The organism is Salipiger sp. PrR003, from assembly GCF_010500785.1.
GTDB lineage: Bacteria > Pseudomonadota > Alphaproteobacteria > Rhodobacterales > Rhodobacteraceae > Salipiger > Salipiger pacificus_A.
The window spans coordinates 40,064-59,916 of the sequence record NZ_JAAGOV010000087.1 but is presented as its reverse complement, the minus strand read 5'-3'; the positions used below and the strand labels follow the sequence as shown (position 1 = coordinate 59,916).

General features: G+C 65.9%; 23 protein-coding genes. 6 read left to right on the top strand and 17 right to left on the bottom strand.

The genetic code is table 11. The features are described from left to right. Positions 1-29: 29 nt before the first annotated feature. Positions 30-365, bottom strand: coding sequence for a DUF2794 domain-containing protein (locus G0D83_RS26840; RefSeq protein ID WP_095883024.1), 336 nt, complete (start codon positions 363-365; stop codon positions 30-32). Positions 366-502: 137 nt separating this feature from the next. Beyond that, complete coding sequence (gene dgt / locus G0D83_RS26835) at positions 503-1,846, bottom strand: dGTP triphosphohydrolase (RefSeq protein ID WP_164197595.1); 1,344 nt, start codon at positions 1,844-1,846, stop codon at positions 503-505. Between the two features lie 310 nt (positions 1,847-2,156). Here dgt and G0D83_RS26830 point away from each other — a divergent pair, with 310 nt between their 5' ends. The 3 genes from G0D83_RS26830 (at position 2,157) to G0D83_RS26820 (ending at position 5,878) form a co-directional block, all read left to right on the top strand. Beyond that, positions 2,157-3,311 (top strand): phosphoserine transaminase, encoded by a 1,155-nt coding sequence (locus tag G0D83_RS26830; protein WP_164197594.1) that lies wholly within the window; start codon positions 2,157-2,159, stop codon positions 3,309-3,311. A gap of 86 nt (positions 3,312-3,397) precedes the next feature. Beyond that, on the top strand, positions 3,398-4,993 hold the full coding sequence (gene serA, locus G0D83_RS26825) for a phosphoglycerate dehydrogenase (protein WP_164197593.1): 1,596 nt from the start codon (positions 3,398-3,400) through the stop codon (positions 4,991-4,993). A gap of 168 nt (positions 4,994-5,161) precedes the next feature. Next, the gene (locus G0D83_RS26820) at positions 5,162-5,878 is read left to right on the top strand and encodes a metallophosphoesterase (RefSeq protein ID WP_203595116.1); all 717 of its coding nucleotides are present in this window, start codon (positions 5,162-5,164) and stop codon (positions 5,876-5,878) included. On the opposite strand, the gene G0D83_RS26815 is transcribed toward G0D83_RS26820, so the two are convergent. The 14 genes from G0D83_RS26815 to ffh all read right to left on the bottom strand — a co-directional run bounded on the left by G0D83_RS26815 (position 5,825) and on the right by ffh (position 16,587). Then, positions 5,825-7,582: a SulP family inorganic anion transporter gene (locus tag G0D83_RS26815; RefSeq protein WP_164197592.1), complete on the bottom strand. Its 1,758-nt coding sequence runs from the start codon at positions 7,580-7,582 to the stop codon at positions 5,825-5,827. The genes G0D83_RS26820 and G0D83_RS26815 overlap by 54 nt on opposite strands. 501 nt (positions 7,583-8,083) lie before the next feature. Beyond that, a complete protein-coding gene (gene rpmE, locus G0D83_RS26810; protein WP_095883017.1) occupies positions 8,084-8,305 on the bottom strand; it encodes a 50S ribosomal protein L31 in 222 nt (73 codons plus the stop codon). An 11-nt stretch (positions 8,306-8,316) separates the two neighbouring features. Next, positions 8,317-8,700 carry a 50S ribosomal protein L19 gene (gene rplS / locus G0D83_RS26805; protein WP_095883016.1) on the bottom strand — a complete coding sequence of 128 codons (384 nt, stop codon included), beginning with the start codon at positions 8,698-8,700 and terminating at the stop codon, positions 8,317-8,319. Positions 8,701-9,054: 354 nt separating this feature from the next. Next, the gene (trmD, locus tag G0D83_RS26800; protein ID WP_164197591.1) at positions 9,055-9,864 is read right to left on the bottom strand and encodes a tRNA (guanosine(37)-N1)-methyltransferase TrmD; all 810 of its coding nucleotides are present in this window, start codon (positions 9,862-9,864) and stop codon (positions 9,055-9,057) included. 114 nt (positions 9,865-9,978) lie between these two features. After that, positions 9,979-10,566, bottom strand: coding sequence for a hypothetical protein (locus tag G0D83_RS26795; protein ID WP_164197590.1), 588 nt, complete (start codon positions 10,564-10,566; stop codon positions 9,979-9,981). Positions 10,567-10,756: 190 nt separating this feature from the next. Continuing rightward, entirely contained in the window at positions 10,757-11,263 is a 507-nt protein-coding gene (gene rimM, locus G0D83_RS26790; protein ID WP_164197589.1) for a ribosome maturation factor RimM, read from the bottom strand. 109 nt (positions 11,264-11,372) lie between these two features. Continuing rightward, positions 11,373-12,227, bottom strand: coding sequence for a MipA/OmpV family protein (locus tag G0D83_RS26785; RefSeq protein ID WP_164197588.1), 855 nt, complete (start codon positions 12,225-12,227; stop codon positions 11,373-11,375). A 137-nt stretch (positions 12,228-12,364) separates the two neighbouring features. Then, positions 12,365-12,748 carry a 30S ribosomal protein S16 gene (rpsP, locus tag G0D83_RS26780; protein ID WP_164197587.1) on the bottom strand — a complete coding sequence of 128 codons (384 nt, stop codon included), beginning with the start codon at positions 12,746-12,748 and terminating at the stop codon, positions 12,365-12,367. A gap of 46 nt (positions 12,749-12,794) precedes the next feature. After that, on the bottom strand, positions 12,795-13,091 hold the full coding sequence (locus tag G0D83_RS26775) for a chorismate mutase (RefSeq protein WP_092427867.1): 297 nt from the start codon (positions 13,089-13,091) through the stop codon (positions 12,795-12,797). A gap of 110 nt (positions 13,092-13,201) precedes the next feature. Then, on the bottom strand, positions 13,202-13,852 hold the full coding sequence (locus tag G0D83_RS26770; RefSeq protein WP_235940304.1) for a GNAT family N-acetyltransferase: 651 nt from the start codon (positions 13,850-13,852) through the stop codon (positions 13,202-13,204). After that, positions 13,849-14,361 (bottom strand): GNAT family N-acetyltransferase, encoded by a 513-nt coding sequence (locus G0D83_RS26765; RefSeq protein ID WP_164197586.1) that lies wholly within the window; start codon positions 14,359-14,361, stop codon positions 13,849-13,851. Before G0D83_RS26765 ends, G0D83_RS26770 begins: the two co-directional genes overlap by 4 nt. Continuing rightward, positions 14,358-14,888 (bottom strand): GNAT family N-acetyltransferase, encoded by a 531-nt coding sequence (locus G0D83_RS26760; protein WP_164197585.1) that lies wholly within the window; start codon positions 14,886-14,888, stop codon positions 14,358-14,360. Before G0D83_RS26760 ends, G0D83_RS26765 begins: the two co-directional genes overlap by 4 nt. After that, positions 14,885-15,058 (bottom strand): hypothetical protein, encoded by a 174-nt coding sequence (locus tag G0D83_RS26755; RefSeq protein WP_164197584.1) that lies wholly within the window; start codon positions 15,056-15,058, stop codon positions 14,885-14,887. The genes G0D83_RS26760 and G0D83_RS26755 overlap by 4 nt, the downstream gene beginning before the upstream one ends. Then, the gene (gene ffh, locus G0D83_RS26750; protein ID WP_164197583.1) at positions 15,055-16,587 is read right to left on the bottom strand and encodes a signal recognition particle protein; all 1,533 of its coding nucleotides are present in this window, start codon (positions 16,585-16,587) and stop codon (positions 15,055-15,057) included. The genes G0D83_RS26755 and ffh overlap by 4 nt, the downstream gene beginning before the upstream one ends. Positions 16,588-17,050: 463 nt before the next feature. Here ffh and G0D83_RS26745 point away from each other — a divergent pair, with 463 nt between their 5' ends. The 3 genes from G0D83_RS26745 (at position 17,051) to G0D83_RS26735 (ending at position 19,217) form a co-directional block, all read left to right on the top strand. Continuing rightward, positions 17,051-17,281: a hypothetical protein gene (locus tag G0D83_RS26745; protein WP_164197582.1), complete on the top strand. Its 231-nt coding sequence runs from the start codon at positions 17,051-17,053 to the stop codon at positions 17,279-17,281. A 173-nt stretch (positions 17,282-17,454) separates the two neighbouring features. Continuing rightward, entirely contained in the window at positions 17,455-18,336 is an 882-nt protein-coding gene (locus G0D83_RS26740) for a LysR family transcriptional regulator (protein ID WP_164197581.1), read from the top strand. After that, positions 18,333-19,217: a DMT family transporter gene (locus G0D83_RS26735; protein ID WP_370457326.1), complete on the top strand. Its 885-nt coding sequence runs from the start codon at positions 18,333-18,335 to the stop codon at positions 19,215-19,217. The genes G0D83_RS26740 and G0D83_RS26735 overlap by 4 nt, the downstream gene beginning before the upstream one ends. A gap of 29 nt (positions 19,218-19,246) precedes the next feature. Here the strand turns inward: G0D83_RS26735 and G0D83_RS26730 are convergent, their stop codons facing one another. After that, positions 19,247-19,612, bottom strand: a complete 366-nt coding sequence (locus G0D83_RS26730; RefSeq protein WP_164197580.1) for a helix-turn-helix transcriptional regulator — start codon at positions 19,610-19,612, stop codon at positions 19,247-19,249. Positions 19,613-19,853: the final 241 nt, after the last annotated feature.

Below are 19,853 nucleotides of genomic sequence, written 5' to 3'. Positions count from 1 at the left end.
ATCCGGTCCGCGCGGTCACACCGCGCGGATCATTCCACCGCGCGGATCAGCTTGCGCTCGAGCACGCGCAGCACGGTTTTCAGATCGTGCCCGCGCTTGAGGACCTGCCCCTCCATGGTGATCACCGCGTATTCGCCCTGCCGCTGTCGCAGCTTGGGGCGTTTCTCGATGCGGTAGAGCGGATGTTCGGCGGTGCGCCGGAAGACGGAAAACACCGCCACGTCCCTGAGCGAGGAGATGCCATAGTCTCGCCATTCCCCGGCCGCTACCATGCGGCCATAGAGCGAGAGGATCACGTTCAGCTCGGTCCGGTGAAAGGCAACCACATCGCTGCCCTGTCCCGGAAAGGGTGTCAGGCTGTTCATCTCTCAAAGCTGCGCCCGATGTGGTCACAAATCAAGACCCCGCGCGTCGCTTGGGCGCTTAAGCCTTTCTTTTGGGTCCGATTATTCCGCGCGGTGCAAGTTGTCTTGTGTCAGCGCGCCGCCTGTCGCGGCGCGTTTCACGTTCCCGAGAGCATCCGCGAGATGGACAGCGCGTAGCGGTCGGTCATGCCGGAGACGAAATCCGCCAGCCCGTGCAACGCAGCCTCGGGTCCTTCGATGGCGCGCAGATCGAGAGAGAGCGCTCGGGCGATCTGCGCCGGGTGGCCCTTGAGCGCGGTCTCATCCCATCCCGCCGCAGCCAGCGCTTCGAAGACAGGCAGCACCCCGTCCAGCACATTGCGGATCACCTGGCGGCCCGAGATTTCCAGTTCGGTCTTGCGCCCAGAGGTGAAGATCCTTTCCTGCGCGAGCGTGCCGATCTGCGCGAAGCTCGTGCCACACTCCGAGACCTCCACCAGAGCGCCGGAAAAGCTGCCGTCCATGATCGCCGCGTAGTTTGCGCGAAAAGCGGCGACGCAGGCCTCGATAGCCCGGCCGATGGCCAGCGCGCGCAGCAGCGCGATCTCCTCGCCCCGGGTGTAGCCAGTGGTGTCGCGATTGGGCCGTCCGGCCAGTTCGGTGAGCGCGTCGCGTACCACGTCGAAGGGCAGGTCGCCCGAGGTGTAGGCGTCTTCGAGATCGACGATGTTGTAGCAGATGTCATCCGCCGCCTCGACGACGAAGACCAGCGGGTGGCGCCGCCACCAGCGGCCCGCGGCGCTTTGCTCCATTGGCAGGCCGCAGCTCTGCGCGACCTCGGCAAAGAGCGGCTCCTCGCCAGCGAAGACGCCGAATTTCTTCAGACCCACGTAGCCCTTGCGCACCGCCTCGGGCAGGTCCGCGCGCGTGGCGGCAGTGGCCGGATACTTCATGAAGGCGCCCAGCACGGCCTTTGACAGGCGCATGCCGCCGGCATTGCGGTACATCTCCAGCCGGGAGACGATGCGGAAGCCCTGCGCGTTGCCCTCGAAGGCGGTGAACTCCGGGCGGAGCGCGGGGTCGAGCGCGCCGCAGAGCCCACGTCCCGCGTCGAAGCGCTCGGCGAACCAGGTGCCGATCGAGTCCTCGCCGGAATGGCCAAAGGGCGGATTCCCGATGTCATGCGCCGCACAGGCGGCCTGCACCACGTTTGCAAGGCTGTGATCCTCATGCGGGGCGATCTCGCCCTGTTCGATCAGCCACTGCCCGATGTGCATCGCGAGCGATCGACCGACGCTGCCAACCTCGACCGAATGGATCAGCCGGTGGTGGATGTGGTCGTTTTCGTAGAGCGGGTGAACCTGGGTCTTGTTGGCCAGACGCCGGAAGGGGGCCGAAAAGACGATACGGTCATGGTCCTGCACGAAGATCGACCGGTTGCGCCCCTCGATATAGCTCGGATCGCGCAGCCGTTCGGCGCAAAGAAGCTCGGTCCACAACATCGCTCGTTCCCCGCTTTGGTCTGCTGCACACCTAGCCGAGCCGGCGCAGAGGGGAAAGACGCGCGTTCTTCTCGTCAGAGATATGCGCGCGGAGGCTGCGCAGCTGGTGGGAGTCGAGCCCCAGAACAGAGGGCACTCATCGCTGCGCGGACACGAAAGTTTCCGATCCGCTCCACGCCGCGCAAGCAATCACCAAAAAGCGACGCAATGGGTTCATTTCACGTCTTGCTCGAATCCGCGCGCTCCCATAGACGCAGCAGCGGGACACCCTTCCCCAACGAAGGGCGACTATCTGTAAGGTTAGAGATAAATGGCTAGACCCCAACCGTCCGCGCGGCCGGCAAACCCGCGCTTTTCTTCCGGCCCCTGTGCCAAGATCCCCCATTTCTCGCTGGACATGCTGTCCGATGCCCCGCTCGGTCGTTCGCACCGCGCCAAGGTCGGCAAGGACAAGCTGAAGGCTGCCATCGAAGGCACCCGCGAGATCCTGAACATTCCCGCCGACTACAAGATCGGCATCGTCCCCGCCTCGGATACCGGTGCGGTCGAGATGGCGATGTGGTCGATGCTCGGCGCCCGCAAGGCCGAGATGCTGGCCTGGGAATCCTTCGGCGCGGGCTGGGTCACCGATGTGGTGAAACAGCTCAAGATCGACGCCGAAGTGAAGACCGCCGACTACGGCCAGATCGTCGACCTCGCCACGGTGAACTTCGACAATGACGTCGTCTTCACCTGGAACGGCACCACCTCCGGCGTGCGCGTTCCCAACGGCGACGCGATCCCCGCCGACCGCGACGGGCTGACCATCTGCGACGCGACCTCGGCCGCCTTCGCGCAGGACCTGCCCTGGGACAAGCTCGACGTCACCACCTTCTCCTGGCAGAAGGTGATGGGCGGTGAAGCGGCGCACGGTATCCTCGTGCTGAGCCCCCGCGCCGTCGAGCGGCTGGAAAACTACACCCCCGCCTGGCCGCTGCCGAAGATCTTCCGCCTCACCAAGGGCGGCAAGCTGATCGAGGGCATCTTCGTCGGCGAGACGATCAACACCCCGTCGATGCTGGCGGTCGAGGATTACCTCGTCGCGCTCGAGTGGGCGCGCAAGGTCGGTGGCCTCAAGGGGCTGCAGGAGCGCGCGGACACCAACGCAAAGGTTCTCTGGGACTTCTGCGACCGTCACGACTGGATCGCCAACCTCGCCGAGGATGATGCCACCCGGTCCAACACCTCGGTGTGCCTGAAGTTCACCGACGACCGGATCAAGGATGGCGCGGCCTTTGCAAAGGCGGTGGCCAAGAAGCTCGAGACCTACCATGTCGCCTATGACATCGGTGCCTATCGCGACGCCCCGGCGGGCCTGCGCATCTGGTGCGGTGCCACCGTGGAAAGCGCCGACATCGAGGCGCTGACGCTGTGGCTCGAATGGGCCTTCGAGACCGAGATCGAGGCACAGGCCGAGACGGCCTGATCCCCAAGATTTGACGAAATCGCGGGACCGCACGGGCGGTCCCGTCTCTCCTCGCATCCAGATTTTCCCCCGAAAGGACCGCTGTCATGGCTCCCAAGGTTCTCATCTCCGACAAGCTTTCCGACGCTGCCGTCCAGATCTTCCGCGATCGCGGCATCGAGGTCGATTTCCGCCCCGAGCTGGGCAAGGACAAGGAGGCGCTCGCCGCCGTGATCGGCGACTACGATGGTCTCGCCATCCGCTCGGCCACCAAGGTGACGCCCTCGATCCTCGAGAATGCCACCCGTCTGAAGGTCGTCGGCCGCGCGGGCATCGGCACCGACAACATCGACAAGGAAGCCGCGTCGAAGAAGGGTGTCATCGTGATGAACACCCCCTTCGGCAACATGATCACCACTGCCGAGCACGCCATCGCGATGATGTTCGCCGTCGCCCGGCAGCTGCCGGAGGCCTCCGCCTCGACCCACGCAGGCAAGTGGGAAAAGTCGAAGTTCATGGGCGTCGAGCTGACCGGCAAGACCCTCGGCGTGATCGGCGCCGGCAACATCGGCGGCATCGTCTGCGACCGCGCCCGCGGCCTGAAGATGAAGGTCGTGGCCTATGATCCCTTCCTGGGCCACGAGAAGGCCGACAAGATGGGTGTGGAGAAGGTCGAGCTCGACGAGCTGCTCGCCCGTGCCGACTTCATCACGCTGCACGTGCCGCTGACCGACCAGACCCGCAACATCCTCGCGCGCGAGAACCTCGCGAAGACCAAGAAGGGCGTGCGGATCATCAACTGCGCCCGCGGCGGTCTCGTCGACGAGGAGGCGCTGGCGGAGCTGCTGAAGTCGGGCCACGTGGCCGGCGCCGCCTTCGACGTCTTCGCCCAGGAGCCCGCCACCGAGAACCCGCTGTTCAATCTGCCCAATGTGGTCTGCACACCGCACCTCGGCGCCTCGACCACCGAAGCGCAGGAGAACGTCGCGCTGCAGGTGGCCGAACAGATGGCCGACTACCTGCTGACGGGTGCCGTGACCAACGCGCTGAACATGCCCTCGGTGACCGCCGAGGAAGCCAAGGTCATGGGGCCGTGGATCAAGCTTGCTGGCCACCTCGGCAATTTCATCGGCCAGATGACCGACGAGGCGATTACCGCGATCAACATCCTCTATGATGGCTCTGTTGCCGAGATGAACCTGCCGGCGCTGAACTGCTCGCTGATCGCAGGCATCATGAAGACCATCTCGCCCGAGGTGAACATGGTCTCGGCCCCGGTGATCGCGAAGGAGCGCGGCATCCAGATCTCGACCACCAACCAGGAACAGTCGGGCGCCTTCGACGGCTACATCAAGGTTACCGTGGTCACTGAAAAGCGCGAGCGTTCGGTCGCGGGCACCGTGTTCTCGGATGGCAAGCCGCGCTTCATCCAGATCAAGGGCATCAACATCGAGGCCGAGGTGGGCGAGCACATGCTCTACACCACCAACAAGGACGTGCCGGGCATCATCGGCAAGCTGGGCTCGATGCTGGGCGACCACAAGGTCAACCTCGCGAACTTCACTCTCGGCCGCGCCGCGGCGGGGGGCGAGGCGATCGCCATTGCCTACCTCGACGAGGCGATCGACGAGGGCGTGGTGTCCGCGCTGCGCGATACTGGCCTCTTCCAGCAGGTCAAACCGCTGGAATTCGACGTCGCCTGATAAGAAGGCCAAAGGCCGAAGGTACGACAGGGACAGAGAAGACAGGGGCGCCTCGCGGGGCGCCCCTTTTTCGTGAGGTCGCGCCGCTGCGCGGGTTTAGCGGTGCGCCCGCCCTTGCCTCCCCCGGCGCCGGGGTCCAAGTAGACCCTACGGAAAGGACCTCTCATCATGCCCATATTCGTCATCGGTGACATTCATGGCCAGATTGACCGGCTACATGAAGCGCTCGAGTACATCGCAAACGACGCCCACGCCGGCGCGCCCATCGTCTTCCTGGGCGATTACGTCGACCGCGGACCCGACTCCCGCGCGGTGATCGAGTTGCTGATGCAGGGACAGGCCGAGGGTCGGCCCTGGACCTGCCTGATGGGCAACCACGACCGCTTCCTGCTCCGCTACCTGGGCAATCCGCGCTACATGGACCCCAACGTTTCGCGTCCGCTGCTCTGGACCGATCCGCCGCTGGGCGGGGCGCGCACGCTGGCCTCTTACGGGGTGGACGTGAGCGAGGGGCGCGACCTTCACGACATCCATGCCGATGCGCTGGAGGCGGTCCCACAGGCCCACCGCGACTGGATCGCGAACCTGCCGCGTCTGCATGAGACCGAAGATCACATCTTCGTCCACGCTGGGCTGCGACCGGGGGTGCTGCTCAACTACCAGAAGGAGGATGATCTAGTGTGGATCCGCGCGCCCTTCCTCGACTGGCAGGGCGATTGGGGGCGGCTGGTGGTGCATGGCCATACGGCGCTCGATGCGCCGCAGCTCTATTCGAACCGTCTCAACATGGATGGCGGAGCGGGTTACGGGCGCCCGCTCCGACCGGGTCTGCTACTGGGCCGCGAGGCCTTTGTGCTCGGCCCCGGAGGACGCCTCCGGCTTTAGGGCACACCAGGCCTCGTATTGCGACAGGAACACCTGCCCGGAGAGTTCGTGCAGGAAGTGAGAGCGCTTGAGCCGGTCCATCACCGGGCCCTTCACCTCGGTCAGGTGCAGGGTGATACCCTGTTCCGACAGGCGCCGGTTGATCTCTTCCAGCGTCTCCAGCGCGCTCATGTCGACCTCGTTCACCGCCGGGAACATCAGCACCACGTGGCGCAGGTTCTGGCACTCGGCGACGCGGCTCAGCACGTATTCCTCGAGAAAGCGCGCGTTGACGAAATAGAGGCTCTCGTCCACCCGCAGGGTCAGCACGCCCGGCAGGGTCTCGACCTCGTGGCGCAGCACGTTACGGAAGTGATGTGTGCCCGGCACCAGACCGACCTCGGCCACATGCGGCTTCGAGGTCTTGTAGAGGTGGAGAAGGATCGACAGCAGCACACCCGCCGAGACGCCGACCTCGACGCCGACAAGCAGGGTCAGCACGATGGTGGCTGAAACGGCGGTGAAGTCGACCTTGGAGTAGGTCCAGGTCTTCTTGAGGATCGAGAAATCGACGAGGCTCAGCACCGCGACGATGATCGTAGCGGCCAGCGTGGCCTTGGGCAGGAAGAACAACAGCGGCGTCAGGAGCAGCGTCGCAAGGCCGATCCCCACGGCGGTATAGGCGCCCGCGGCGGGAGTCTCGGCGCCCGCGTCGAAGTTCACCACCGAGCGCGAGAAGCCGCCCGTGACCGGGAAACCGCCCGAGAGCGCCGAGCCGATGTTCGAGGCGCCGAGGCCAATGAGCTCCTGATCGGGATCGATCCGCTGGCGGCGCTTTGCGGCGAGGGTCTGGGCGACCGAGACCGATTCCACGAAGCCGATGATCGAGATCAGGATCGCCGGCATCAGCAGCGTCTTCCACATGCCCAGGTCAAAGGAGGGCACCGAGAAGGGCGGCAGGCCCGTCGGCACATCTCCCACGACCTTCACACCCATCTCGTTCAGGCCAAGACCCCAGGTGAGCAGCGTGGTCACAGCAACCGCGGCGACGGGTCCGGCCTTTGCGAGGATATCGGCCATCCGCGGACCGAACCCCATCTTGCGGAGCATCGGCTTCAGCCCCTTGCGGACCCAGAACAGGAAGGCCGTGGCGGCGACCCCGATTGCCAGTGTGATGCCGTTGGTCTCGGGCAGGTGGGCAATCAGCGCGCCAACAAGATCGACCAGCGTGTGGCCCTCGGCGCTGATGCCGAAGATATGCTTGAGCTGCGAGGCGGCGATCAGCACGCCCGAGGCGGTGATGAAACCAGCGATCACCGGGTGACTGAGGAAGTTGGCCAAAAAGCCGAGGCGCAGCACACCAATGGCCACCAGGAAGACGCCGGAGATGAAGGCCAGTGTGACCGCGGCGAGCGCGATCTGCGCGGGATCGCTGAGCCCGAGTTGCCCGATCGCCGCGGCGGTCATCAGCGAGACCACGGCCACTGGGCCCACGGCCAGCGCCCGGCTGGTGCCGAAGATCGCATAGGCCACCAGCGGCAGGATCGAGGCATAAAGCCCCATCTCGGCGGGCAGCCCGGCAAGCAGGGCATAGGCCAGCGACTGCGGGATCAGCATGACTGTCACGATGACCGCGGCCACGAGGTCCGAGGTCGCAGTGTCTCGATCGTAGGTTCGCGCCCAGTCGAGGATCGGCAGGTAGCGGGTCAGGCGGGGAAGTCGCATGGGCAAGGTCCTGAATTGCGCGTTCCCCAAGAGGAGTCGGGGATGTGACACCTATATATTCAATAAAGGGAATTTGTGAAGAGCGAAACTCATGTTCCGCGGAAATTCCATCGCGAAGAACATTGTCCGCGTAACGGTTTAATTTCCAGAAGAATATCTTGCCTAGCGCCTGACGGTCTGGGAGCTTGCTAGCCACGTTCTCCTGCCCAGCGAGACCGTCCAGGTCACCAGCGGCAGTGTCTTCTCCTAACCAGCTTAGCCGTGCGCGCCGGCTTGGGCCTGTCATTCGGCAATGTCGTTGGTGTCTTGCGAATGTCGGCGAGGTGTAGGTGTCTTTCCAAGCGGATCGGCAAGAAGCACAGACGTCCAAGATACCCGTGGTTGTGGCTCGGCGCAGGCTGCCCGATCACGGTGTATCAGGGGAGATTCTCGGGTCCGGAACCCGCAAAGAAAAACGCCGCCCCGAGGGACGGCGTTTTCCGAAATCCGGAAGGGATGGGATCAGAAGCCCAGGCCTTCGTATTTCTTCTTGAACTTCGACACGCGGCCGCCGGCGTCCAGCAGACGCGACGAGCCACCGGTCCAGGCCGGGTGCACGGTCGGGTCGATGTCGAGAGACATCTGGTCGCCTTCCTTGCCCCAGGTCGAACGGGTCTGGTAGATGGTGCCGTCGGTCATCTTGACGTCGATGACGTGATAGTCGGGGTGGATGCCCTTTTTCATAACGGCTCTCCTTATGCGTCGGCGCCGGCGAGCGGCTTGTAGTTGGTCTGCTCTGCGATACGGGCGGATTTGCCGCGACGCGAACGAAGGTAGTACAGCTTGGCGCGACGGACCTTGCCGCGGCGCACCACCTCGATCGAGTCGATGTTGGTGGCATAGAGCGGGAAGACGCGCTCGACGCCCTCACCGAAGGAAATCTTGCGGACGGTGAACGAGCCGGCGATGCCCTTGCCGTTCTTACGGCTGATGCAGACGCCTTCGTAGTTCTGCACGCGGGTACGCGTACCTTCGGTCACCTTGTAGCCGACGCGCACGGTGTCGCCGGGCTTGAAGTCAGGGATGGTTTTCCCCAGGGCGGCAATTTGCTCCGCCTCGAGCTGTGCGATCAGATCCATCTGACGCTCTCCTATCTGCTCACGGTTTTTCCCGTGAAGGTGTCGCGTTCTCAGAGCTCCGTGTCTTCGACCGGGTCCGCCTTGGCGCCCGCGGGAGGTAACAACATCTTTGTCTTCTGGGTGGCCAGAGGCCGCGTCCGGACCGCTCGGGCCGCGCCGAAGAAACGCGAGAGGCGGGAACGGACGACTCCACGAGTCGCCGAGCGGCGTCGTGGATTGGCGCCATATAGGCGCGGAAGGGCGCTGGATCAAGGGAAAACTGCGGGTTTGGGCCCGCGTGAGCGCGGGCAGGAGCGAGGCGCGCTGCCCCTCGCGATCCACGGGATATTTGGGTCTAGAAGAGGGGCGGCGCGGTCAGGATTTGTCTTGGGCGGCGCGCGCCTCGTGCGCCTGCCAGAGATCGGGGCGGCGGGCGCGGGTGATATCTTCGGATTGCGCGCGGCGCCAGGCCTCGATCGCGGCGTGGTTGCCCGACAGCAGCACGTCGGGGATGCGGTGACCCTGCCAGTCGGCCGGTCGGGTGTATTGCGGATGCTCAAGCAGCCCGTTGGAGAAACTCTCTTCCTCGGTCGAGGAGGCATTGCCGAGCACGCCGGGGATCAGCCGGATGGTCGCGTCGAGCAGCATCTGAGCGGCGATCTCGCCGCCGGTGAGGACGAAGTCGCCGAGCGAGACCTCGATGATCTGGTAATGGTCGATCACCCGCTGGTCGAGACCCTCGAAACGGCCACAGATCAGCGTGACGCCGGGCTCCTGCGCCAGGCGCTGCGCCATCTGCTGGTCGAAGCGGCGGCCGCGCGGGCTGAGGTAGATCAGCGGCGCGCGGGCGGGCATGCGGGCGCGGGCGTGTTCGATGGCACGGCCCATCACGTCGGGGCGCAGCACCATGCCAGCGCCACCGCCGGCGGGGGTGTCGTCGACATTGCGGTGCCTGCCCTCGCCGAACTCGCGCAGCGCGACTGTGCTGAGCTGCCACAGCCCATCCTGCAAGGCGCGGCCGGTAAGCGAATGGCCCAGCACGCCGGGGAAAGCATCGGGCAGCAGGGTGATCACCTGCGCCTGAAAGGCGCGGGCGAGCTCCGGGGCCTCGGTCATCAGCTCGCGCGGCGTCAGGCTGGGCCGGATGGTCTTGCGGCCCGAGGCGCGCTGCGGTGTGTCGGTCATGTCGGGTATCCTTCGCGCCCCTCTGGATCGCGCCCCCCGTCTAGCGGCGGAGCGTCCGCGGCTCAAGCCATGGAGTTCGGACCCGGCCGGATAGCAGGGTGTGGGCCGCTGGAATCAGCCGCCGGTCGAGAGGGGCGTGTGCGCGGTGGCCTCGGCATGCTGGACCGCAATCCGGCGCAGCCGGTCGTGCAGGTCGAGCACCATGTCCGGCAGCCGGAAGCACCGGGCGAGGCCCCCGGCGCGCTCGGGCGTCGCCCGCAGGAGCGTGACCAGCAGCCACAACTCGGTAACCCCGCGAGGGGTGAGCTCGGCGGCGCTGCGGGCACGGTGGCAGGCAAGCCCGCGTTCGAGAATGCGCCGGAGCGCGTATTCGGGGCTTTCCGGTTGCGTGCCAAGGGGCGCCGGGCTGCTCAGCAGACGCGCCAGCTCGGCGCGCATCTGCCGCACGGGCGGGAGCGGCAGGGGCGGGCGGCGCAGCGCGCGGCGGGTCAGCAGGACGGGCCGCGCAGCGCGGAACCGGCGCAGCGAGGCGCGCGCCGCGAGCGCCGCCAACACGCCAAGCAGCCAAAGCGCGGCGAAAAGGAAAAGCCGCTCATGACCCAGGGCCGGCGCAACGGCTGCAACACTCAGGCTGGCGATAAGACAAAGGAGGAGAAACGGCGCATACCGCGCCCGCAGGCCAAGACGGACCACTGAAAACACAACACCAAACCTCGGGACGAAACATTGGGTTAAGAACACTGGCGTAAGCCTAGCATAGCCCCTTGGGAATCTGGACAGAATTCACCAAAGACCCGGAATCATCACCTTTTGGGGAACAATCGGTGAGTTTCGGCCTCCTCGTTTCCGGGGCGCGGGACTTCTCGGTGTCCGGTCGCAGCCCGGTGCAGGGTTATTCCAGCAACCCCTCGGGTGGGTCTGCGATGATCCGGCCAGAGGCAAGGTCGACGGTCGGCACCACTGCGCGGGTGAAGGGCAGCAGGACCGTGGAGGAAGCGCCGGGCACGATCAGCTCGAGCAGGTCCGAGGCGCCGTGGTTGAGCACCGCCTTCACCTTGCCGATCTCGGCGCCGCCGGTGTCGAGAACGGTCAGCCCGATCAGGTCGGTATAGTAATACTCGTCGTCGGGAAGGTCAGGCAGCCGGTCGCGGGGCGCAAAAAGCTGCAGCCCCTTCAGGGCGTCTGCCTCTTCCTTGGTGCGCACGTCCGAGAGTCGCGCGGCAAAGCCGTCCTTCAGCGGGCGGGTGATCTGCAGATCGAAGCTGCGGCTGCCGTCCTCGGAGGTGAGCGGGGCATAATCGGCAATCGCCTCGGGGTCAGCGGTGTAGCTCTTTAGCCGCACCTCGCCATGCACGCCGAAGGCGCCGCCCAGAACGCCGACACAGATCATCTCGTCCACTTCGATGCGCCTCCCGTCATTGCGCTTGCCCGGCCCGGTGCGCGGGGCGCCGGGGCCGGTGAGGGCGGGGATAGCGCGACCCGGCCCGCTTGTGCAATCTCCGAAAGGCTCAGAACCGCAGGTTGAAGACCCGGGTCACCCCAATGCGGAAGCGCCACTGGTCATTGTCGCCGGTGTCGACGATCGGGCTGTCGGCGGCGTCGCCCTGCAGGTTGTCCCAGTTCAGCGCGCTTTCGACACCCCAGAGGTCGTTGATCTTGTACCGCGCGCCGACCTGGATGCCGGCGCTGATCAGCCCTCCCTCAGGATCGTAGGCCGGTAGATCGGCGGTGGCCTCGTCGGGGTCGACGCCAGAGTAAGTGTCGATGAACGCGTCGTTGGCCCAGATGAAGCGTGGGCCGACGGTCAGCCGCCAGCGGTCGTCGGGGCGAGCGACATAGTCGAGCCCGACCGAGCCGACGTAGCCCTCGTGACCGCCGAATCCGCGGCGGATGTCGGCGAATGCCTCGTAGTTCGGTCCGGCAAAGCCGATGCCGAAGCCGAGTTCGTAGCTCGGATCGATGTCGTGCAGGCTCTCGAGGTCCGGGTCATTGCTGGCGTCGCGTTCGCCGAGGTAGCGGAACGAGCCGTGAAAGTCCCAGCCGTAATCTTCCGCCCAGGGGTCGGTGTCGCCGACCTCGGGCAGGCCGCGCAGGCGCAGGTGGCGGAAGCGGAAGCCGATGTCGGGGCCGACGTCGTATTCGTCCGAGCCGAAGAACTTCGGCTGGGTGGCCACGCCGGCGCGCAGGGTGAAGGTGAAGCTGTTGCCCGGGGACTGGGTCGAGGTGACCGGCTGGGTCACCGGGGCGCCGTCGCCGATCGTCTCGGGTGTCACGAAGTCCTGCGCCAGCGCCGGGCCTGCGAGCAGCAGGGTCACGAGCGTCAGCGCGCCGGTCTTGGCAGCAAGGGGGCGGAGCAGCGGCATGGCAGATATCCCGGTGTTCGCAAGGCAGTACCGGACTGATGGTAGGCCGCGGATGCAAGTTATCCAAGCGTCAACCAAAAAGGGTGCGCAGGATTTCTCCTGCGCACCCCTTATTGTGGCATTGATGCCGCGGAGAATTACTCTGCGGTCTCTTCTGCCGGTGCTGCTGCGGCCTCGGCGGCTGCTGCTGCTTTTGCTGCCTTGGCTTCGGCGCGCTCGGTGGCTGCCTTGCCCGGGACGGCTTTCTTGGGGTTGCTGCGCTCTTTCTTCTCGACGACGCCTGCCGCTTCGAGGAAGCGTGCAACACGGTCGGTCGGCTGGGCGCCCTGGCCGAGCCAGTACTGGATGCGCTCGACGTTCATGACCACGCGGCGCTCATCGTCCTTGCCGAGCAGCGGGTTGTAGGTGCCCAGCTTCTCGAGGAAGCGGCCGTCACGCGGCATGCGCGAGTCGGAGGCGACGATTGCGTAGTGGGGGCGCTTTTTCGAGCCACCGCGGGCAAGACGGATTTTCATGGCCATGGGGGTATCTCCTTGAGTATGGCGTTTCGTGACGGGCAAAGCCCTGTCAGGATTGGTGTTTTTCGTGGTGCTTGATGACTTCCTGAATGATGAAGTTCAGGAATTTCTCGGCGAAGGCCGGATCGAGATCCGCTTTCTCCGCCAGGTCCTTGAGCCGCGCGATCTGCTGCTCTTCACGCGCGGGGTCGGAGGGGGGCAGCTCGTGGGTGGCCTTGAGGACCCCCACGGACTGCGTGTGCTTGAACCGCTCGGCGAGCGTGAACACGAGGATCGCGTCCAGCCGGTCGATGCTTTCGCGGTGTTCTTTCAGAAGGTCTGCGGCGCGGGCGGCGGGATCACTCATGCTCGACTCCTTTGAACAAGAAAGAGGGGGCACACTCCGTGCACATCCCATGCACGACGCGTGCATCGGAGGCGGCAGGAACCGCGCGCCGGGACTTGGGGGAAATCGCGTCAGTCAACGGCCCATCCCTTCGGCTTGAAGAGCGGATCGATGTAGTTGGCGATCTCCATGTCGATGCCATGCGCGAGCTGGCTGCCGCGCAGCGCCGCGGGCGCCGGGTGGCGGTAGACGGCGTCGCTGCCATCGACGGTTGCGGCCGCGGGATCCTTGCGGGCCCCGAGCCGTTCGGCAAGACGGATGGAATCGAGGTTCTTGGGGTCGATGTAGCTGACCGCCCCATCCCATCCGGCCTCGTCGTAGAAATACTGTCGCACGCGCTGCGTGGCCTCGAGCGCGTAGCCCTTGCCGCCGCGGTCCGGCCAGATGATCCAGGCGATCTCGCGCTCGGGCCATTTGGCCGGGAACCAGCCGCCGGCCATGCCCACGGTCTCGCCGGTCTCACGCAGGTGGATCATCCACATGCCGAAGCCGCGGATCTGCCAGTGACCGATCTCGGCGGCGTAGAGCATCCAGGTCTCGTAGGCATTGAGCGGCCCGCCCATGAAGCGCGAGCGGTAGGAGGCGAAGGTGGCCTTGAAGTCCGGGTAATCCTCGGACTTCGGCGCGCGCAGCACCAGCCGGGCCGTTTCCAGCTCGGGAATTCCCTGCAGCACGGCTGCGGGCACCGCCGGAGCGGTTTGGGGCTGCATCGCGAGGCTCATCCGTCGATCTCCGGGTGGCGATAGATGTGGGCGACGTGGCCCAATACCATTTCTTCGCGCTCGAAGCTGGCGCCAAGGCGCAGGGCCAAGGCGCGCGAGCGGTCGTTCCCCGGGTCGACGAGGCTGATCAGTCGGGTCAGTCCGAAGTGCGTCGCGGCGGCGGCACGGGCGGCGGAGGCCGCCTCATAGGCGTAGCCGCGGCCTTCGAACTCAGAGAAGATCGAGTAGGCGAGCTCGGGTTCGGGCCATTCGATGTGGTTGAGCGGCCCGGTAAAGCCGGCCATCCTGCCGCTCTCGCGGTCGGTGACGTGCCAGATGCCGTAGCCGCGGATCTGCCAGTGGCCGGCCGAGCGCAGCAGCGTGCGCCAGACGTGGCCGCGGTCGACCGGGCCGCCAACGAAATGCGAGCGCGGCTCGGCATAGAAGGCGCACATCGCCTCGAGATCATCCAACTGCGGAGCGCGCAGGACCAGGCGTTCGGTCTCGATGGTGGGGATCACGACGCTCATGCCAGCACCTCCTCGGCGGGAGGGTGGCGATAGAGCATGTCCTCGCCCATGTGGTAGTTCTTGTAGGTGCGCTCGTAGATCGCGCCCAGACGTTCGGCCAGCGCGACAGAGCGCGTGTTGCCCGGCACGATATTCGACGTCAGCGTCTTGAGGCCGAGGTCCTCGTAGGCATAGCGGCGCACGCGCAGCGCGGCCTCGCTGGCAATGCCGCGACCTTCGTAGCCCTCGAACACGACCCAGCCAATCTCGGGTTCGGGCCAGCCCTCGGGGTTCCAGATGCCGCAGATGCCAGCGGGCGTGCCGGTCGCCTTTTCTTCGATCGTGAAATAGCCGTATCCGCGCAGGTGCCAGTGGCCGACGTTCAGCGCGAACCAGCGCCAGGCATCGCCGCGATGGTCGTAGCCGCCGAATCCCTCCGAGCGCTCGCGGTCGAGCAGGAAGGCGATCATCGCCTCTGCGTCACCGGCTTCGGGGCCGCGCAGGATCAGTCGTTCGGTTTCGAGGCGGGGGGCGGTGACAAGGCTCATGCGTAGGCCTCCACGCTGCCATCCGAATCGTCTTCTGGCGCGCCATAGAGCGCGAAGGGGTCGCCCGCGAGGGCCTTGGCGGCGCGCACGCCCTCCGTGCCGGCTGCCTGTTCGGCGGTCGGGGTCGTCACCTCTTGCGAGGGAAGGGGGAGGGGGTGCAGTTCGCTCATTTTTTCTTGCCGAAGCCGCCGAGGCCCGGCGGCAGCGCGCCGCCGCCCATGCCGGGCATGCCGCCGAGACCGCCGAGTCCGCCGGGCATCTTGCCGCCCATCGCCTTGGCCGCGGCCTCGATCTGCTTGGGGTCCATCTGCGAGGGGTCCATGCCCTCGGGCATGCCGCCGGGACCTTTTGCGCCGAACATGCCTTTCATGGCCTGCTTCAGCATGCCGCCTTTGCCCATCTTGCCCATCTTCTTCATCATGTCGGACATCTGGCGCTGCATTTTCAGCAGCTTGTTGAGATCCGCCACTTCCATGCCCGCGCCCGCCGCGATGCGCTTCTTGCGAGAGGCCTGCAGGAGCTGCGGGTTGGCGCGCTCCTTCTTGGTCATGGAGTTGATGAGCGCGATCTGCTGGCGCAGGATCTTGTCGTCGAGACCGGCCTCGTCCATCTGCTTGGCCATCTTCGCGGCGCCGGGCATCATCTGCATCATCGCGCCGAGGCCGCCCATCTTCATCATCTGCTCGAGCTGCATCTTCAGGTCGTTCATGTTGAACTGACCCTTCTGGAAGCGCTTCATCATGCGCTCGGCCTGCTCGGCCTCGAGCGTCTGCTGCGCCCTTTCCACCAGCGCGACGATGTCGCCCATGCCGAGGATGCGGCCGGCGACGCGCTCGGGTTCGAAGGTCTCCAGCGCGTCCATCTTCTCGCCGAGGCCGACGAACTTGATCGGCTTGCCGGTGATCGCACGCATCGAAAGCGCGGCGCCGCCGCGGCCGTCGCCGTCCATCCGGGTCAGCACCACGCCCGAGACGCCGATCTTGTCGTCGAACTCGGTGGCGACGTTGACGGCGTCCTGACCGGTGAGACCGTCGACCACCAGCAGCGTCTCGCGCGGGCTCACCACGTCGCGCACGTCGGCGGCCTGCTGGATCAGCTCGGCGTCAATGTGCAGGCGGCCCGCGGTGTCGAGCATATAGACGTCATAGCCGCCAAGGCTGGCCTGGGTCTTGGCGCGCTTGGCGATGGCGACCGGGTCCTCGCCCTTGACGATCGGCAGCGTGTCGACGCCGATCTGCTGGCCGAGAATCTGCAGCTGCTCCATGGCCGCCGGGCGGTTCACGTCGAGCGAGGCCATCAGCACCTTCTTGCGGTCGCGCTCTTTCAGGCGCTTGGCAAGCTTGGCGGTGGTGGTGGTCTTGCCCGAGCCCTGCAGGCCGACCATCAGAATCGGCGCGGGCGCGTTGTCGATGCGCAGCGCTCCGGGCTCGCCTTCACCGGCGAGTGTGGCGATCAGCTCGTCATGGACGATCTTCACCACCTGCTGGCCGGGGGTCACCGACTTGGTGACCGCGGCGCCGGTGGCTTTTTTCTCGACGGCCTTGATGAACTGGCGCGCCACGGGCAGCGAGACGTCGGCCTCGAGCAGGGCGACGCGCACTTCGCGCAGGGCGGTGCGGACGTCATCCTCGGAGAGGGCGCCCTGCTTGGTGAGGCGGTCGAAGACGCCGCCGAGGCGTTCGGAAAGAGATTCGAACATGGGCCGTCTGGCTCCTTCTTCTCTGGTCCGTATCTGGTGTGCAGACCCGAGATGGGGGCCGCGCGGCGTAGAATCAAATGTGACGCCGGAAGCGCCGTCTTGTCGGGCCCGTGCGCCAATGCGAAAACGCCTCCGTGGGCGCAACGCGCTGACGGAGGGCGATCCCGGGCATAGGCCCAAGGGACCGGAAGCGATGGGACTCCCGGTGGATTGCGCGCGATGTACGCCTCCAGGTGCGGCGAGTCAAGCAAAGCAGGGGTGCCGTGCGGGAGCGGGTGAGAAGCGGGCAAAAACCGCAAGATGAGTTGCCCTAGCGGCAGCGCAACGCGGCGGAGCGTTTGCAAAATGGGCACACTTCGTGCCGATGCCCGCCTATCAAGCATATTTTCTTATTTATTTCTGGCCCGGTGCCCAGAATGACGCTATGTCAAAGTCTGAAGACGCTCAATTGATAGGTGCGAATATGAAACTCAAAGAACTGTTTGCTTCCGCAGCCGTCATCTCCATGATCGGCGCTTCCGCAGCTCTGGCCGGCTCGCCGGCACCGGTCGTCGTTGAAGACGAGCCCTATGCTGTGGTTCCGGTTGCTGCTCCGTCGAGCGGTGCAGCTCTGGCCGTGGCCGGTGGCCTGGCAGCCATCGCGCTGATCGCTGCTGCCTCGGACGGCGACGACAGCTCGGACACTTCGGACTGATCCTTTCGGACAGGAGCCGCGCCCCGGCGTGGCCTGAGAACGCCCGGCCTCGGCCGGGCGTTTGTCGTTTCGGATCCGCGCGTTCGTGGCGTTTGCCGCGCTGGTGCCTTGCATTCCCGCACCGCTTCGCGCTTTCTAGCGCCACAGCGTGAGCGGGTGCACAGGAGAGACCGATGGACAACTGGGACGAGATTCGCACCGCCTACCATGTGGCGCGGCTGGGCACCGTCAGCGGCGCCGCCGAGGTCCTCGGGGTGCACCACGCCACGGTGATCCGGCATATCGATGCGCTCGAGGCGCGGCTTGGGGTGAAGTTGTTTCAGCGGCACGCCCGCGGCTACACGCCGACCGAGGCGGGCAGCGACCTATCGCGGGTCGCGCAATGCACTGACGACCAGTTCCAGCAGCTTGTCGGCCGAATCAAGGGTCGGGGCGAGGCGGTGTCGGGAGAGCTACTGGTCACCTCGCTGGTCAACTTCTCGACGCTGATGATCGGCGCGCTGACCTCCTTCCGCGAGGCCTACCCGGATGTCACGGTGCGCTACCTGACCGGCTCGCGCCTGTTCCGGCTCGAGTACGGCGAGGCGCATGTGGCGCTGCGCGCCGGGGCCGCGCCGCAAGAGCCGGACAACGTCGTCCAACCTTTCGACCGCCAGTCGGTCGCGCTCTACGCCGCGAAATCCTACATCGCGCGCAAAGGCAAACCCGAGGGCGCGGCGGACCTGGCAACGCATGACTTTGTCGGCTTCGACGACCTCGATTCCCGAGCGCCCTCCAACCGCTGGATGAAGGGGCATGTGCCGCAGGAGCGCATCGTCTTCCGGACCTCTGACGACCGGGTGCAGTTGCAGGCGATCCGCGCCGGGGCGGGCATGGGGTTCATGTCGGTGACCGAGGGCGAGACGGACCCCGAACTGGTGCAGGTGCTGCCGCCGCAGGAGGACTGGTCGTCGCCTCTTTGGCTGGTGACCCACGTCGATCTGCACCGCACGCCCAAGGTCCAAGCCTTTCTCAAGCACCTGAAGGCCTATGCCGCGGAGCAGGACGCGGCGTGACCCTTACTGAAAGTGGACGTGGCCATCTCGCGATGCTGGCCTTCTCGGCGCTTGTCGCCGGGTCGTTTTCGCTCGGCTCCATGGCGGCGCCGCATATCGCCCCGGCGGCGCTGAACGCGACACGCTTCCTCATGGCGACCGCGCTGCTTTTCCTTGTCGTGCAGGCACGCGGCGGCGTGCAGCGCGCAGCGCTCACGGCGCCTTGGCGATACCTGCTGATTGGCGGGCTGATGGCCGTCTACTTCGTGCTGATGTTCGAAGGCCTGAAGACCGCCGAGGCGGTGAGCATGTCGGCGGTCTTCACGCTGACCCCGGTCATGGCGGCAGGCTTTGGCTGGCTGCTGCTGCGCCAGAGGATGAGCCGGCGCATCGCGCTGGCGCTGGCCATCGGCGGGGCGGGCGCGCTCTGGGTGATCTTCCGTGCTGACCTTGAGGCGCTGCTGCGTTTCGCGCCGGGACGCGGTGAGATGATCTTCTTCGTCGGCTGCGCCGCCCATGCCGTCTATGCACCGCTGGTGCCGCGCCTGAACCGGGGCGAGCCGGGGCTGGTCTTTGCGCTCGGTACGATGGTGGCCGGCACGCTTGTGCTGATCCTCTGGGGCTGGCGCGACATCCTGGACACCGACTGGAGCGCGCTGCCGCGCATCGTCTGGGTGACGATCCTCTACACCACGGTCGCAGCGACCGCGCTGAGCACCGCGCTGCTGCAATTCGCCGCGATGCGCCTGCCGAGCGCCAAGGTCATGGCCTATACCTACCTTATCCCGAGCTGGGTGATCCTGTGGGAGATCGGCCTTGGCCGGGGCGCGCCGCCGGCGTTGATCCTTGTCGGAGTCGGCCTGTCTGTCGTGGCGCTGCTGTTGCTGCTGCGGGACGGATAGGGGGCAAATGCGTTCGACGGTCTCGGACGTTACGGAACGTCGTCGCGGGCCAAGTCGTTATGCGCGGGATCATCCGGTCTCAGCTCGACCCGCAGGAAGCGTTCGAAGGCGTCGAGATTGATCGCCTCGAACTGCCCGAACCCCTGCATCCAGACCGAGGCCTCTCGCAGGGCATCGGGCTCGAGTTTGCACCATTTCACCCGGCCACGTTTCTCCTGGCTGATCAGCCCGGCTGTGGCGAGGATCGCCAGATGCTTGGAGATCGCCGCCAATGACATCTCGAAGGGCTCGGCCACATCGGTCACCGCCATGTCGTCCTCGAGCAGCATGGCGAGGATGCGTCGCCGCGTGGGATCGGCCAGGGCGGCGAAGACGATGTCGAGATCGGGTTGCATGCGCTCATAAGCGCCGGAGTGGGGCAGGGCGTCAAGCCGCGCCGTGGCGGCGGTTTCGACATACTCAACCCCGGGGTTGAATATGGTTTCGCGCCGATGTTGGCGCTAGCGCGCGGTTGCTGTGCTGGGGCTTCCTTAACAGACTGAGGGAAATCAATGACTTGAGGTCATATTTCAGGCGTTCACGGCGGGTTGACTTAGAGCCCCCCTCCGCATAGCAACTCCCTCGAACGTCCGAATG

Bases quoted from the DNA above. Each gene is read 5' to 3' on its own strand.
- rpsP (WP_164197587.1), bottom strand. From the start codon at position 12,748: ATGGCCATGAAAATCCGTCTTGCCCGCGGTGGCTCGAAAAAGCGCCCC.
- G0D83_RS26730 (WP_164197580.1), bottom strand. From the start codon at position 19,612: ATGCAACCCGATCTCGACATCGTCTTCGCCGCCCTGGCCGATCCCACG.
- G0D83_RS26830 (WP_164197594.1), top strand. From the start codon at position 2,157: ATGGCTAGACCCCAACCGTCCGCGCGGCCGGCAAACCCGCGCTTTTCT.
- trmD (WP_164197591.1), bottom strand. From the start codon at position 9,864: ATGACCGACACACCGCAGCGCGCCTCGGGCCGCAAGACCATCCGGCCC.
- G0D83_RS26740 (WP_164197581.1), top strand. From the start codon at position 17,455: ATGGACAACTGGGACGAGATTCGCACCGCCTACCATGTGGCGCGGCTG.
- G0D83_RS26770 (WP_235940304.1), bottom strand. From the start codon at position 13,852: ATGAGCCTCGCGATGCAGCCCCAAACCGCTCCGGCGGTGCCCGCAGCC.
- G0D83_RS26785 (WP_164197588.1), bottom strand. From the start codon at position 12,227: ATGCCGCTGCTCCGCCCCCTTGCTGCCAAGACCGGCGCGCTGACGCTC.
- ffh (WP_164197583.1), bottom strand. From the start codon at position 16,587: ATGTTCGAATCTCTTTCCGAACGCCTCGGCGGCGTCTTCGACCGCCTC.
- dgt (WP_164197595.1), bottom strand. From the start codon at position 1,846: ATGTTGTGGACCGAGCTTCTTTGCGCCGAACGGCTGCGCGATCCGAGC.
- G0D83_RS26765 (WP_164197586.1), bottom strand. From the start codon at position 14,361: ATGAGCGTCGTGATCCCCACCATCGAGACCGAACGCCTGGTCCTGCGC.
- rpmE (WP_095883017.1), bottom strand. From the start codon at position 8,305: ATGAAAAAGGGCATCCACCCCGACTATCACGTCATCGACGTCAAGATG.
- G0D83_RS26840 (WP_095883024.1), bottom strand. From the start codon at position 365: ATGAACAGCCTGACACCCTTTCCGGGACAGGGCAGCGATGTGGTTGCC.
- rplS (WP_095883016.1), bottom strand. From the start codon at position 8,700: ATGGATCTGATCGCACAGCTCGAGGCGGAGCAAATTGCCGCCCTGGGG.
- G0D83_RS26755 (WP_164197584.1), bottom strand. From the start codon at position 15,058: ATGAGCGAACTGCACCCCCTCCCCCTTCCCTCGCAAGAGGTGACGACC.
- G0D83_RS26815 (WP_164197592.1), bottom strand. From the start codon at position 7,582: ATGCGACTTCCCCGCCTGACCCGCTACCTGCCGATCCTCGACTGGGCG.
- G0D83_RS26745 (WP_164197582.1), top strand. From the start codon at position 17,051: ATGAAACTCAAAGAACTGTTTGCTTCCGCAGCCGTCATCTCCATGATC.
- serA (WP_164197593.1), top strand. From the start codon at position 3,398: ATGGCTCCCAAGGTTCTCATCTCCGACAAGCTTTCCGACGCTGCCGTC.
- G0D83_RS26775 (WP_092427867.1), bottom strand. From the start codon at position 13,091: ATGAGTGATCCCGCCGCCCGCGCCGCAGACCTTCTGAAAGAACACCGC.
- G0D83_RS26820 (WP_203595116.1), top strand. From the start codon at position 5,162: ATGCCCATATTCGTCATCGGTGACATTCATGGCCAGATTGACCGGCTA.
- G0D83_RS26760 (WP_164197585.1), bottom strand. From the start codon at position 14,888: ATGAGCCTTGTCACCGCCCCCCGCCTCGAAACCGAACGACTGATCCTG.